The organism is Thermalbibacter longus, from assembly GCF_023806485.1.
GTDB lineage: Bacteria > Chloroflexota > Chloroflexia > Thermomicrobiales > Thermomicrobiaceae > Thermalbibacter > Thermalbibacter longus.
Genome location: NZ_JAMSLR010000001.1, coordinates 188,920 through 203,137 on the forward strand (window position 1 = coordinate 188,920; position 14,218 = coordinate 203,137).

The window sequence follows — 14,218 nt, forward strand, 5'->3', positions numbered from 1 at the left end:
CCGGCTCGCTCAGCCTGCCCGGACGCTGGCGATGGCGTCCACGGCGGCGGGGTTCTCCAGTGCCGAGAGGTCACCGGGATCCTGTCCCAGGTAGGCGGCTCGGACTACCCGGCGCATGATCTTCGCATTGCGCGTGCGCGGCAGATCGGAGACGAACACCACGCGCTCGGGCTGCAGCGGCCGGCCGAGCTGGCGTGCCACCGTCGCCTGGACTTCGCGCGCCAGATCCTCGCCTGGCTCCCAGCCCGGGCGCAACACCGCGAACACGACGATCGCCTCGCCCTTCACGGCATCAGGAACGCCGATCGCGGCCGCCTCCTGGACCGCCGGGTGTGCCACCGCCGCTGACTCGATCTCCGCTGGGCCGACCCGCTTGCCGGCTGCCTTGATGGTATCGTCGGACCGTCCGAGGATGTACCAGAACCCGTCCTCATCGATCAGTGCCCAGTCGCCGTGCACCCACACGTTCGGCCAGCGGGACCAGTAGGTCGCCAGGTAACGCTCCGGGTCGCGCCAGAATCCGCGCGTCATGCCGACCCAGGGGAACTTAATGACCAGCTCGCCGACCTGGCCCCGCACCGGCCGGCCGTCCTCGTCGACGACATCAGCGGCCATCCCGGGGACCGGACCGGTGAATGCGCAGGGTTTGATCGGCTCGATCGTCGTACAGCCGACGATTCCGCCACTGATCTCAGTGCCGCCCGAATAGTTGATGATCGGGCAGCGCCCCTCACCGGCAACTGAGAAAAGCCAGTGCCAGGGAGCGGGGTTCCAGGGCTCTCCGGTGGATCCGAAGGCGCGCAGGCTGGACCGATCGCGTGCCGTTACCCAGTGGTCGCCCTGGCTCATCAGTGCGCGTACGGCCGTGGGCGAGACGCCGAGCACGGTGATGCGGTGACGCTCCACGAGCCGCCAGAGGCGATCGGGCTGCGGCCAGTCCGGCGTGCCCTCGTAGAGGACGAGGGTGGCGCCGAGGATGAGCGTGCCCTCGATGGCCCAGGGGCCCATCATCCAGCCCAGGTCGGTCAGCCAGAGGAGCCGGTCATCCTCCTGCAAGTCGAAGCAGACGGCCAGATCGTGGGCGGCCTTGATCGGGAAGCCGGCGTGGACGTGGACAGCTCCCTTGGGCCGCCCGGTGGTGCCCGAGGTGTAGATGATCATGAACGGGTCGTCGGCACCCGTCGGCTCGGCCGGGGACTCGATGGGCTGGCTGGCGACCAGCTCGTCCCACCAGTGATCGCGGCCGCTCTTCCACGCCACCTCGCTGCCGATCCGTCGCACGACAACGACGCGCTCGACACTGGGGGCAGCGGCGAGCGCCGCGTCGGCAGTCGCCTTCATGGCCACGACCCGGCCGCGGCGGGGGAAGCCATCGGCAGTGATCAACAGGCGCGCGTCGCAGTCGCGCAGCCGGGTCGCGACCGCCTCTGGGCCGTAGCCGGAGAAGATCGGGACAAAAACGGCGCCGATCTGACTGCAAGCCAGGGTGGCGATCGCCGTCTCCGGGAGCATCGGTAGGAAGATGCCGACACGATCGCCGCAGCCGATCCCCAGGCGTCGCAGCGCGTTCGCGAACCGGTTGGTCTCCGCGGCCAGTTCGCCGTAGGTGAGCGTCCGCGTTTCGCCGCCGTCGCCTTCCCAGACAAGCGCGGGCCGGTCGCGTTCGGGGCCGATAGCGCGCTTGCCCACCGCATCGTGGACGTAGTTGTACCCAGCGCCCACGAACCAGCGGGCCCAGGGGATCCCGTCGGACAGGTCGAGCACCGCATCGTAGGGGCGGTGCCAGGTCAGGCCGAGGTGATCGACCATCGCGGCCCAGTACCACTCGGGGTTCTCGACTGCGCGGGCATGCAGTGCCGGAAGGCTCTCGATCCCCTGAGTGGCCATGAACCGCCGGAGACGGCTGCGCTCCAGGTGCTCCGGTTCGGGCTCCCAGACGATCCGGCTCGCGTGCTCTGTGGTCATGGGGCGCCTCCTCGTGGCTGTCTGACCCCACCACTCGGTGGGACCCAGGTTCGCGCCTGTCGTTCGCGTCACCGGATGGTGTCCGGACGCCAGCATGCAGGTGAGCCGCACCTGATTGCTGCACTCTTTAGGATGGTCCCGCACCTTTTCATCGTCAAGCCGATGGCTGGCCGTCGCAGGCGTCTCGTTGCCCGCTCATCGGATCTGGTAAGCTTATCGTTAGCGGCGGTCGTGCACCCCGGCGGCGGCGACCGCCGCTTTGCTTGAACGCCGGGACAGGAGAGGCACGCGCACATTCTCGATGGCGACTGTGATGACTGAGACACGCATGCAACCCAATGGAAACCCGTTCGCCGGCCTAGGCCTGAGCGATCCGCTGCTGCGGGCGATCCGCGAGGTCGGCTTCGAGGAGCCGATGCCAGTGCAGGCAGAGGCGATCCCGATCATGCTCGCTGGGCGAGACCTGATTGCCCAGGCACATACTGGTACCGGCAAGACGGCCGCGTTTGCCTTGCCGATCCTCCAGCGGCTGGAACCAGACGGGACGGCTCCGCAAGCTCTGGTTCTGACTCCGACCCGTGAGCTGGCCGTCCAGGTTGCCCAGACGTTCCACCGGCTCGGCAAATATCTCGATACCCGGGTGCTGGCCGTCTACGGCGGGCAGCCGATCGAGCGGCAGCTCCGGGCGCTGCGTCATCCGGTCGATGTAGTGGTCGGCACTCCAGGGCGGGTGATGGATCACTTGCGCCGGGAGACACTGCGGCTGGATCAGGTCCGCGTGGTGATCCTCGATGAGGCCGATGAGATGCTCAACATGGGCTTCATCGAGGACGTCGAGTGGATCCTGGAACGGACGCCGCGAGAGCGCCAGACGGGCCTCTTTTCCGCCACGATTCCGGATCGGGTGGCCGAGCTAGCCAGGCGATACCTGCGCGATCCGGTGCGGATCGCGATCGAGCCGGAGCGGGTGACCGCGCCGCGGACGACGCAGGTCTTCTACGAGGTCGCGCCGCGAGCCAAGGTCGAGGCGCTGGCGCGCATCCTCGACCTGGAGACGCCGGCATCGGCCATCGTCTTCTGCCGCACGAAGAGCGGCGTCGATGAGCTCGCGCACGCGCTCCAAGCCCTCGGCTATGCCGCCGAGGCCATCCACGGCGACATGAGCCAAGTCCAGCGGGATCGCGTGATGGCCCGCTTCCGCAGTGGGCAGGCCGAGCTCTTGATCGCCACCGATCTGGCTGCCCGCGGGCTCGACATCCCCATCGTCAGCCACGTGATCAACTACGACATCCCGTCTGATCCCGAGAGCTACGTGCACCGGATCGGCCGCACCGGGCGGGCAGGGGCACCGGGAGTGGCGATCACGCTGGTCACGCCGCGCGAGCGCTGGATGCTGCGGACGATCGAACGGGCCATCGGGCAGCGACTCCAGCAGCGGACGACCCCGACGAGACAGCAGATCGTGCAGCGACAGCGCGAGCTGCTAGGCGCCTCGCTGATCGAGATGATCGAGAGGAACGACCTGGACTGGGCGATGCGGCTGGTCGACGAGTTGGCCGCGTACCATGACCCTGCGGTGATCGCGGCGGCTGCGGTCAAGCTGCTGGCGCAGCAGCGCAACCTCGACCCCGAGCGGGCTGAATCGCTCTTCGAGGAGGAGACGGATCAGCCAGAACCGGGGATGACGCGGCTCATCCTCAACCTGGGCCGGCGGGACGGTATCCGCCCGATGGACGTGGTCGGTGCCATCGCCAACGAAGCCCGCATCCCGGGCAAGCGCATCGGCCAGATCGAGATCGGTGAGCGGCAGACGACAGTCGAGATCCCGGAGGAGCTCACCGAGCGCGTGGCGCGGGCGCTGAGCCGGACACGGCTGCGCGGCAAGCCGGTGCGCGTGGAGACGACCCGAACGCGGCCTGCGGTGCGCTAACATCCTCACCACCCTGCTGAACGTTCAGTCGTGGCTTGCCGCAGCGACGTCGATTCGGCAGAATTAACAGAGAAGCCGTTGCCCTGCGGGCTCTTCAGGCTCGACGCTCTCTCCGAGAGAGAGCAAGCGACGCGAGGAACACACCGTGACAACCTGAAGCGAGAGCGGGGTCGCGCCGCGGCCTGGGGCCTCACCTGTGCGGCGGCGCGAGGCTGGAAGCCAGAACCAGGGGGTGCGAGCTATGGCCGGGCATTCCAAGTGGGCACAGATCAAGCGGCAGAAGGCGGCGGCCGACTTTCGCAAGGGACAGGTCTTCAGCAAGCTGGCGCGGGAAATCCAGGTCGCGGTGCGCGAGGGTGGGCCGAATCCCGAGGCGAACGTCCGGCTGCGGATGGCAATCGAACGCGCGAGGCGCGAAGGGATGCCCAAGGACACGATCGAGGGGGCGATCGCCAAGGCGAGCGGCGCTACCGGTGGCGGTGAGCAGTACGAGACCGTCGTCTACGAAGGCTATGGCCCTGGCGGCATCGCCATCATGGCGATTGCTCTAACCGATAACCGCAACCGGACAGCCTCCGAAGTACGCCATGCGTTCACCAAGCATGGCGGGTCTCTGGGCGAGTCCGGCAGCGTCGCCTGGCAGTTCGACACTGTCGGGCAAATCGTCGTGCCGCTGGGTGGGCGCGACGCTGATGAGGTCGCGCTGCTCGCGATCGATGCCGGCGCCCGTGACTTCGAGATCGACGATGGGACACTCGTTGTCACCACTGAGCCTGAGCTGCTGAGCGACGTGGTCGAAAAGCTCCAGGAGGCCGGCATCCCTGTCCAGCAAGCCGACATCCAGCGGGTGCCGCAAACGACGGTCGAGCTGGAGGGGAGCCAGGCGCAGACCGCGCTGAAGCTCCTGGAGACGCTCGAGGATCTGGACGATATCCAGGAGGTCTACACGAACGCGAGTTTCCCCGCGGAGGTGCGTGAGGCTGCCGTTTGAGCACGCGATGGTGACCCGGAGACTGAGGAACGAGCGGGCCACCGGCCCGCTCGTTCGATCAGGATCGGTTCTCGACGACCGGATGCGACCGTTTCGGCAGCTCCCCTAACCTCAGACCCGATGAGCTCGCCCGTTACTCAGCGGCTTCAAGTGCCAGCAATGTCCCGGGTTCTCGACCTCGAGACAGTTCTCAGCGTCTTCTGCTGTCGGGATCGCGTAGCCCAGCGCGCATCGCCACACTGACCGCTGACTCCCCTTGACAGACACTGAAGCGCGACGAAGCATCGGGCACCCAAAGTGGAGCTGACCATTCGGTTCAACATCCGGCGCCACTTCCGACACCTCGGGTCGTAGCATGGCGCCTGTCGCTTCCCTGGCTTAGGATCTCATCCCAGCCGCCAAACCGAATATCCTCCGTGCGACCGGATCAACACAACAGGCCTGAAAATCAACATAATACAGCGGCCCATTGTACTGATACGGTCCCACTCATATGCAAGTATACCGGATCGGCTGCTGGCGGGGTAACTGCATGGCAGTACCCGGTCACCCGCGCTCAGCTATCGGGTGATCGCGATGATCCCCGGGTCCGTTCTCCGCGCGCAGAATTCCCACAGGGTCAGGCGAAGATCTGGCGAGCAACCGCTAGTACCCGATCGACATCGGCACGGCTGACCGCGTAGTGGGTGGCGAAGCGCAGCCGGCGTGGCCCGAAGACCGAGCAGCGGATCCCTTCCTCCTCGAAGCGGGCCGCGACGCCCTCCGCTGTCAGTGGCGGGCGCACATCGAAGAAGACGAGGTTCGTCTGCACTGTCTCCAGGTCGATCTCGACTGCTGGGTACTCTGCGAGCCCCTCGGCGAGCCGGCGCGCGTTCGCGTGGTCTTCCGGCAGGCGGTCCACCATCTGCTCCAGGGCCACGATGCCGGCAGCCGCGATCACGCCGGCCTGCCGCATCGCGCCGCCCAGGAGCTTCCGCTTCTGGCGTGCCCGCTCGATCACGTCGGCCGGACCGCAGACGACTGAGCCGACCGGCGCCGCCAGTCCCTTGGAGAGGCAAAACGTGACGGTGTCGACATGGGCTGCCAGGTCGGCTGCCGGGATACCGAGCGCGGCCGCGGCGTTGAAGATGCGCGAGCCGTCGAGATGGACCGGGATACCGTGCCGGTGTGCGACCGCGCACAGCTCGGCGGTTTGCTGCGGGGTGAGTACCGTGCCGCCGCAGAGGTTATGCGTGTTCTCCAGCATCAGCAGGCCGGTGCGAGCGCAATGGATATCGAGCGGGTTAATCGCCTCCTCCACGGATGTCGGATCGAGCATTCCGAAGCGGTCGTTGGGCACGGGGCGAAAGGGATGACCGCCGATAACGGCGGCCCCACCGGCTTCGGAGAGGTAGGCATGCGATTTGTCACCCAGGATGATCTCGGTTCCGTATTCGGCCAGGGCGAGCACGCTCACCAGGTTACCCATGGTGCCGCTCGGGACGAAGAGAGCAGCCTCCTTGCCCATGCGCTCGGCTGAGAGTTCCTCTAGCCGGATGACGGTCGGATCTTCGTGCGAGTTGTCGTCACCCACCTCGGCTTCGGCCATTGCCCGGCGCATCGCCGGAGTGGGCGGCGTGGCCCAATCGCCTCGCAGATCGATGATCTCCGGCATCGGACTTCCTCCTCATCGAGCCGGTTTCGTGCTGCCAGCGCCCTCGCGACATCAGGCGGCGACCGTCCCTGCGGAGTGTAGCACGTCGATGGGAGGGTTCAGACCGAGCCGGCTGTTACAATCAACCGGAACGGGTCCGACGAGGAGTTGCCGATGTCGACCTTCCTGCTCTTCCAGCTCGCCAGCGTGCTCCTCGCCATCGTCGCGATCGGCGTGCTGGTGACGACCGTGCGCGCTCGCCGGACGCTCTTCGACGAGACGTTGACGCTCGCTGACCGGCAACAGCTCAGCGAGGCCGCGTTCTTCCTCCTTCTGCCGCTGGGCGTGCTCCTGCACGAGCTCGGACATGCGATCGCCGTCCGCCTCGCGGGCGGGCAGGTGGTAGGCTTCGGTTTCCTCTTCTTCCTCGGCTGGGTCGAGCATACCGGGAGCTACACGCCTGCCGAGCTCTACTGGATCGCGCTGTCCGGCAACCTGGTAAGTTTGGGGTTGGGATTGGGGGCCCTCGCTCTGGCGCTCTTCGGCCCCTTCGGCCGCGCGGTGAACTGGCTCCTGCTCGTCTTCAGTGGCCTCGAGCTCGGAACCACGCTCGTCTTCTACCCGCTGCTCGATCTGGTCAGCGATCTCCACGGGGATTGGGCCACGATCTACCGCGAAGGCACGCCGGTTCTCTCGGGGGTGACGGCGCTGGCTCATGCCGGCATGGTCGTCGCCGGGCTTTTCCTCTGGCGGAGCTCGCGCTTCCGGCTCCTGGTCGAGCAGCGTACTGGTGCTCGTTGGCCGAGGCGACTGACCGCCGGCCAGCGACGCGCGCTCGCCTCGAACCTGGCTGAGGCGGCCGAGCGTGTCGCTGGAAGCTGGGGCAGCCCGGTCGAAGCGATAACCGGCTTGGGGCTCGATCATGCGGGGGTGGCACTCCGCTGGGAGAGCGGCGGACTGCGGCGGCGGATCGAGGCACTCCTCGTCCCCGAGAGCGGGCTACTCGAGCTGCGGGCCGAACTCGACAGCCTGGCATCGCCGGGCGCGCGGCTGCGCCAGCGGCTCGGTGTCCTAGACCGGCCGCTGCCGCCGGAGGATCTGGCCGGCATCCTGAGGCGGATGATGGAGATCGTCGACCGGTGGCCAGCCCAGGCTATCGTCGAGCAGGCCGGTGATGGGTAGTCTGGGAGGAAACCGTATGGCCTGGTGGAGATTGCGACGGCGAGCCGTCCCGGAACACAGCCCGAGCGCTGCTGGCACGACCGGCCAGGAGACAGCCCAGCCGTACATCCGGGAGGCCGAGCAGAGGCGGTTGCTGCGGCTGCTGAAACGACGGGCGGAGCTGGCTTACGATCTGGAACAATCTGAGCAAGCTCTGCAGCCGGTCAATCGCTGGACCGAACGGTTGGACGAGTTGAGCGCCGCCATCGCGCAGGCCGAGGCCGACCTGGACGCATTGAAGCCACCGCCTCCCCGCGATCTGCCGCCTCCCCTCCCACCGATCCCCATCGAGGTCATCTCCGTGTCGAGCGGGCCGCCGGCTCAGGTTGAGGTGCGGATCGACACCGAGACGTTCGCCTGGCGCGAGGAGGTCGACTGGTCGGAACGGGGACACCAGCTCGCGCCCTCGCGGCTGCTCCGCCACCGTGGCGACCCGGCCTCGGTTGCACCGGCCAGCCTGCCCGAGCACCTGCGCGAGCCGTTGATCGAGCGGCTGAGCGCGAGCCTCGACCAGCTCGCGGAAGACCTGCTCGGGACAGTGTCCGCCGCTGAACCCTTGCCCTCGCTGACGCTGGCCGACCTCGCTAGGCCATGCCCGAGCTGTGGCGGCTGGCAGGACCTGCGGGGTCGCTGCCCGGTCTGCACGGGCTTAGCCTGGCGGCGCCAGCAGCTTCAGGCCGACGTGCGGCGGCTGCGCAAGGAGCGCGACGCGACGCTCGCCGACCTCCAGCGGGCACGCGATCGACTGCCGGTGATCCGGCGCCAGCTTGCCGAGGTCGAGGCTGACATCGCCGCGCTCCGCGCCAAGGGAGTCGAACCCGCGTAGCGGCTCGTGCCTGCGCGCAGCGTGGTGGCACGAGGCGAGGCGGTGACGTGGTGAGCCGGGAGCGGCGAGCGCAATTTGCTACAATTCCGCGTTGGCATGGTCTACCTGGCGAAACAGGCCTGCCGAGGCTTGCAGCCGGGTGATTCAACCGATCGGGAGCAGCCAGCGTGGCCAAGCAGCTCGGCATCGATCTGGGTACCGCGAACGTGCTCGTCTACGTCAGGGGCCGGGGGATCGTGATCAACGAGCCGTCGGTCGTCGCCATCTCGGCGAAGGACGGCAAGGTGAAGGCGGTCGGCATCGAGGCCCGGAACATGCTCGGGCGAGAGCCGCGCGACACGATCGAGGTCGTCCGGCCGATGCGTAACGGGGTGATCGCCGACTACATGGTCACCCAGGAGATGCTTCGCTACTTCATCAACAAAGCGGTCGGGCGCTTTTCGCTGATCCGACCAGAGGTGATGATCTGCGTCCCGGCTGGGGTGACCAGCGTCGAGCGGCGAGCAGTGCGCGACGCGGCGCTCAATGCCGGTGCCCGGCGGGCCTATCTGATCGCCGAGCCGCTGGCGGCGGCCATCGGGGCGAAGGTGCCGGTTGCCGATCCGAGCGGGAACCTGGTGATCGACATCGGTGGCGGGACGACCGAGGTTGCCGTCATCTCGTTGAACGGCATCGTCGTCGCTCACTCGATCCGCAAGGGAGGCAACCACATCGACGACGCCATCGCCACCTACGTCAAACGAAAGCACAACCTCCGGATCGGCGAGCGGACGGCAGAGGAGGTGAAGATCGCTATCGGCTCGGCCCTACCGGTAGACGAAGACCTGGTCATGGAGGTACGGGGTCGCGACGAGGTCACCGGTCTGCCGCGGACGATCCTGCTCCATGCCAACGAAGTCGTCGAGGCGATCACCGAGCCGCTGGAGGCGATCATCAGTACTGTCCGTGCCGTGCTCGAAGAGACGCCACCGGAACTCGCGTCGGACATTATCGACAAGGGCATGGTTCTCACCGGAGGTGGGGCGCTGCTCCGCAACCTCGACCGGCTGTTGACCGAGGTAACCGGCGTTCCCTGCTACGTGGCCGATGACCCGCTGAGCTGCGTGGCCATCGGCACCGGCCTGGCGCTCGAATACTTCGACGTCATCCGGGATAGCCTCGAGGAGCTGTAACCCCTCTTTCTGGCCGCGCTGCCGGCCCCGGCGCCAATGATCCAGGGGCGAGCAGCACTCCCCGTTCACATTCGGAGATCGACACCCCTCACCCGGTACCTGTTCGGGAATAACATAATGTTCGCTCTATCGTCTAACAATGGGTTAGGCCTTGACGCGGGTTGGTGACCGCGTTATCATGAGGCGAGCACAACATAAAGCGTGGCTGCGATACTCCTACCACGCAGTTAGCGGCCCGGCATATGGCCTGAGCCTGGTCGAGACCCCGCGCTTGAACCCTACCGATACGCTGTCACCTCTCTCCAGCCTCCATCCACGCGGCCCGCAGCCCTTTCTCCTCGTACACTGCTGTGTTGAACAATCAAGTCTGAGGGGCTATAAGGGCGGTGGAGGGATTTGCGATGACCGAGGAGAGACAGCCCGAGTGGGACTGGAAGGGATACAACGAGCACCTCGTCCAGCGGGGAGAGATCCTACTCAATGGGGAGAGCTTGCAAGCCTGGAAGGAGGAGCGAAAGAAGATGAACCTGGGGAAGAGGGGGCGGCCCTTCAGATATCCCCACAGCCTGATGTTTTTGTTCGGGACACTCCGGGTGGTCTTCAGGCCTCCCTACCGCCAGTTGGAGGGGTTGGCTTGAGGCTTGGGCACGCTTTGCTCCATCCCCGCTCCGGATTACAGCACTTTGTCCTTGCGTATCCCTTCCTTAGACCTCGACCCGGATCTGGGCTACCGGCTCCCGGCGGGGGAAGAGGTGATAAGCCCTGTCGACCGCACCGGGATCAAGGTGACCAATCGCGGGGAATGGATGCGCCGGCAGCGGAAGGGCTACACCAAGATCCATGTAGGGGTTGATATGAAGACCAAGCAGGTGGTGAGCCTGGAAGTGAGCGATGAGCGCACTTCCGATGGAGAGAAGCTCAAGCCGTTGGTGAAGAAGGATGGAAGGAAGGTGAAGGGCAAGCGGGTCCTGGGGGATGGCGGCGACGACACCCACGACCACTTCAATTTCTGAGCCTCTTGTGGGACTGAGGCCGGCATCAAGGTGCGGGAGGATTCGGATCCTACTTGTGGTGGGGTGAGAGAGAAGGTGGTGCGAGCCTCCCTCGAGGACCCTCCAGGAGGGAAGGGGCGGGTAGGCTCTAGGAAGCGGTGGATGGCCGAGGCGTTCTGCGCTGGATTCAAGCGGCCGTTTGGGGAGGCCGTCCAGGCGGTGAGGTTTGAATGGATGTGAAGGAGATCCCGCTCAAGGTCTGGGGCTACAACTGGATGCTGGGCTTGAGTGCGGTCTCCGTTCCTGCTCTCTCCGCAGCGGAGACTTGACAGGCGGGGGTAGAGGTGTATCATAAGGCTGGAAGCTTGAGCTGGAAGTTATTCAACAAAGCAACGCAAAGCCAAATACGATGATGCCGATTTGTTTGATAATCCCTACCGCGTCCCCTATCATTGACATGTCCTTTAGTATCTCCTTTCGCGCGACCTGAGGATGCTTGGAGACGCTGGAGGTGGACGCCGATAAGAATGCTGTCAAGGTGGACCTGAGCAAAGTTTCCGAGGGCGTCGACATCGCTGAGACGCTTTCCCACCTGATGGGCAAGTAGGTCAAGCGCGTTACTGCCGATTCGGTGGAGTTTGAGGATGGCGAGGTTATCAACACGAAAAACCTGGACTGGAAACGGATTAAACCTATGATCTAGTGGTGAGAAGCGTGAGCGAAATCATAAAGCTTGGTTGTGGAGGAGAGAGAATGAATAAAGACTGGAATGCCTTGTGTGACCCGTTCGTGGGGGCCAAGATTGAAGACGATGGTGGGGCGCGTTTGCTTCAGCGCTTCGACGAGTCCGTCTCCGCCCTCCGTTCCAAGGTGGAAGAAGGTTATAATCACTGGATTATCACCTTCTCAGGTGGCAAGGATTCGACCACTGCCGTAGTTGTTGCGCTGGAAACCGCCTTGACTTGCTTAGGGCAAATAGAAGCAATCGATATTGTATACTCTGATACAATGGTGGAAATACCCGTCATCCGGCAATTCGCTTTAAGTTTTTTGGAAAGGCTTAAGAGTCTTGACCGAATCGCTGGGCTGCCAGTATACTATCATGCGGTCTATCCCGCTGTAGAAGAGCGATTTTGGGTTTGCTTGCTTGGCAAAGGGTATCCGCCCCCACACCAGCGGTTCCGATGGTGTACGCGGCGCTTAAAGATCCAGCCTGTTGAACATGCTTTGAAGGCGTTCATTACGGCGGGCAGAACTCTTATTCTTACTGGGGTCCGATTGGGCGAATCGCGCAGCAGGGACATCAGTCTGTATCGGTCGTGTAAGCGCGGCGGCGAATGTGGGCAAGGGCTTTGGTTCCGATATAGTTCCCGCCTTCAAGCCGGTTATATGGCGCCGATAGTCGAATGGAGCGAGTGCGACGTTTGGGACTTTCTACGATTTTACGCACCGACACTGGGCTACCCGACAGGCTACTTGGAGGACGAAGTCTACAACGGCCGAGAGACAAGGTTCGGATGCTGGATGTGCACCGTTGTGAGACAAGACAAAGCGATGGAGAAGATCACGTCGCTTCCAGAGTGGGCTCATCTCAGACCCCTGCTCAATTTTCGCCAGCATGTGAAAGATCTTACAAGAGCTCCTGAGTCCCGAGTTCCCCGCGCGGACGGAAAGCTGGGACGTTTGACCTTAGAAATCAGGCAACAATTGCTCGATGAATTGTTAAAATTAGAGGAAAAGATTGGGATGACACTTATATCACCCGATGAGATTCAAGCCATCCGAGAAATTTGGCAACAGGAGGTTGACCGATGACCATTGGTCGAGTGGTAATCACGCAGAAAGAGCCTGCTAAGCCATACGAGTTCTGGTGCTGGCTGAAAAACGACCCTTCCGTAAACGTTGAAGTCGGTACCATTTTAATTGCCGAAGGCGATTCAGGTGAAAAAGCGCTTGCTTTAGTCGAAGATATGCAAAGTACCAGCGCAGCCTCAGATCACTTATTAGACTTCTACGGTAGTGGATACGGCAATCCTGACATCGACCCGCCAACCCGGCCAACTCTTATCCGGTTGGCGAAACTCCGAGCGCTTTATCGGGAGCCTTCAACCGCTTCTCCTCCGACAGGGCGGTGGCGAGTCAGATTTGCTCAAGCCGCAGATGTGAACCTCCTCGCTCAGCGGATCCCTGAGAGATACCGTGTGCTGGCCGGATTTTTGCGTGTCGGGAGTGACGAGACCGATCCAGGAAGTTGGCTGCCTGTTTTCGCTCACGCTCAATTTCTGCTTGGGCCTGAAGGAGCTCACGTTAACATCACAGGAGCTACAGGGTTGGCAACCAAGAGCAGTTATGCCCTCTTTCTCAGTTATGCGGTTTTGTCCTGGGCGAAGAAAGCCGAAGAGAATGTAGCAGTAGTTCTTTTCAACGTGAAACGACGGGATTTTCTGAGCCTCCATCAACTGCCGGAGGACTGGGATGAGGCAGACCAATGGTGCCACCAATGGGCGGCAAGTATCGGAGAGACGAACCTGGCAAGCCGTGTTCAGGCGATGTGGAAACAGGCAAAAGAACAAGGCGTAGACCCGATCGCACATAAGTTTCCGGTGCGGTACTTTACCTATCAAGGTGATCCGGATAGGTCGTCCATGCAAAATCCGCAAATCTACAGTTATGGGTTTGATGATCTGGAACGCGGGGATTTCGAAGCAGCGTTATTTACTGCCGCTTACAGTTCAACGGACCCTCAGGTGATTCTGCTGACAGCTTATTTGGATGCTAAGTTAGGGCAAGGAACTTCATTTCAGACTATGGAGCAAGACCTTGACAGGCGAAATCTCATAAAGGTATCTGGCAGTAATGAGGTTCAGGTACGTGGGGTCAGTGGTTCCTGGATGAGCGGTGTTCCGCCAGCGCTCGGACGACGGCTATCAGGGTTTCTGAGTCGAGCCTCGCATGTGGTGGAAAAGAACCAGCCACACGGGCAACCGTTCAGCTTTAGCGCCCTGGTGCCTTATGGGCTTCATGTCATCCAACTCTACCGGTTAACGGAAGAAGAAAAGCGTCTTGCGGTAAACGCTGTCATAAGGAAGATTTCTCAAGGCCTCGAAGGGCCCGACAGGCATATAGACCGGGTCTTGGTCATCGCGGATGAGCTCAACAAGTATGCCCCAAGTGGGGCCATGTCCCCTATGAAAGAGCAGATTATTGATGTAGTAGCCCGGGGCCGTGATCTCCAGCTGACGCTCATAGGAGCCCAGCAATTCGCCTCGCAGGTGGACGATCAGGTGTATGGAAACTCTGAGACGAAAGTTGTGGGCTATTCTGACGAGTCGGAGCTAACCAATTCGATCTATAAGTACTTGGTCGATCTACGCGCTCAAGTTCCCAACCTGAAGAAGGGGCAACTTATCCTTCGGCACCCAGTGTATCCATCGCCACTCATCTTCTGGTTTCCAACCCCGCTCCATGAGATGAAACCATAGGGAGAT

The 14,218-nt window shown here is 63.3% G+C and carries 11 protein-coding genes; 9 read left to right on the forward strand and 2 right to left on the reverse strand.

The window, feature by feature from the left end:
* Positions 1-9: 9 nt before the first annotated feature.
* Entirely contained in the window at positions 10-1,965 is a 1,956-nt protein-coding gene (locus tag NET02_RS00835; RefSeq protein WP_284055470.1) for an AMP-binding protein, read from the reverse strand.
* Positions 1,966-2,278: 313 nt separating this feature from the next.
* Between NET02_RS00835 and NET02_RS00840 the strand changes: the two genes are divergently transcribed.
* Together NET02_RS00840 and NET02_RS00845 are read left to right on the forward strand one after the other, a co-directional pair.
* Complete coding sequence (locus tag NET02_RS00840) at positions 2,279-3,895, forward strand: DEAD/DEAH box helicase (RefSeq protein WP_284055471.1); 1,617 nt, start codon at positions 2,279-2,281, stop codon at positions 3,893-3,895.
* Between the two features lie 241 nt (positions 3,896-4,136).
* Positions 4,137-4,886: a YebC/PmpR family DNA-binding transcriptional regulator gene (locus tag NET02_RS00845; RefSeq protein WP_284055472.1), complete on the forward strand. Its 750-nt coding sequence runs from the start codon at positions 4,137-4,139 to the stop codon at positions 4,884-4,886.
* Between the two features lie 619 nt (positions 4,887-5,505).
* Here NET02_RS00845 and NET02_RS00850 read toward each other — a convergent pair.
* Complete coding sequence (locus tag NET02_RS00850) at positions 5,506-6,540, reverse strand: GntG family PLP-dependent aldolase (protein WP_284055473.1); 1,035 nt, start codon at positions 6,538-6,540, stop codon at positions 5,506-5,508.
* Between the two features lie 153 nt (positions 6,541-6,693).
* Here NET02_RS00850 and NET02_RS00855 point away from each other — a divergent pair, with 153 nt between their 5' ends.
* The 7 genes from NET02_RS00855 to NET02_RS00885 all read left to right on the forward strand — a co-directional run bounded on the left by NET02_RS00855 (position 6,694) and on the right by NET02_RS00885 (position 14,212).
* Positions 6,694-7,701 (forward strand): hypothetical protein, encoded by a 1,008-nt coding sequence (locus NET02_RS00855; protein WP_284055474.1) that lies wholly within the window; start codon positions 6,694-6,696, stop codon positions 7,699-7,701.
* Positions 7,702-7,717: 16 nt separating this feature from the next.
* Entirely contained in the window at positions 7,718-8,566 is an 849-nt protein-coding gene (locus NET02_RS00860; RefSeq protein WP_284055475.1) for a hypothetical protein, read from the forward strand.
* Between the two features lie 167 nt (positions 8,567-8,733).
* Complete coding sequence (gene mreB, locus NET02_RS00865) at positions 8,734-9,738, forward strand: rod shape-determining protein (RefSeq protein ID WP_284055476.1); 1,005 nt, start codon at positions 8,734-8,736, stop codon at positions 9,736-9,738.
* Positions 9,739-10,139: 401 nt separating this feature from the next.
* Entirely contained in the window at positions 10,140-10,376 is a 237-nt protein-coding gene (locus NET02_RS00870; RefSeq protein WP_284055477.1) for a transposase, read from the forward strand.
* Between the two features lie 3 nt (positions 10,377-10,379).
* A complete protein-coding gene (locus tag NET02_RS00875; protein ID WP_284055478.1) occupies positions 10,380-10,751 on the forward strand; it encodes a transposase in 372 nt (123 codons plus the stop codon).
* Between the two features lie 693 nt (positions 10,752-11,444).
* Positions 11,445-12,545, forward strand: coding sequence for a phosphoadenosine phosphosulfate reductase domain-containing protein (locus NET02_RS00880; protein ID WP_284055479.1), 1,101 nt, complete (start codon positions 11,445-11,447; stop codon positions 12,543-12,545).
* The gene (locus NET02_RS00885) at positions 12,542-14,212 is read left to right on the forward strand and encodes an ATP-binding protein (RefSeq protein WP_284055480.1); all 1,671 of its coding nucleotides are present in this window, start codon (positions 12,542-12,544) and stop codon (positions 14,210-14,212) included. Before NET02_RS00880 ends, NET02_RS00885 begins: the two co-directional genes overlap by 4 nt.
* The last annotated feature ends 6 nt before the right edge of the window (positions 14,213-14,218 follow it).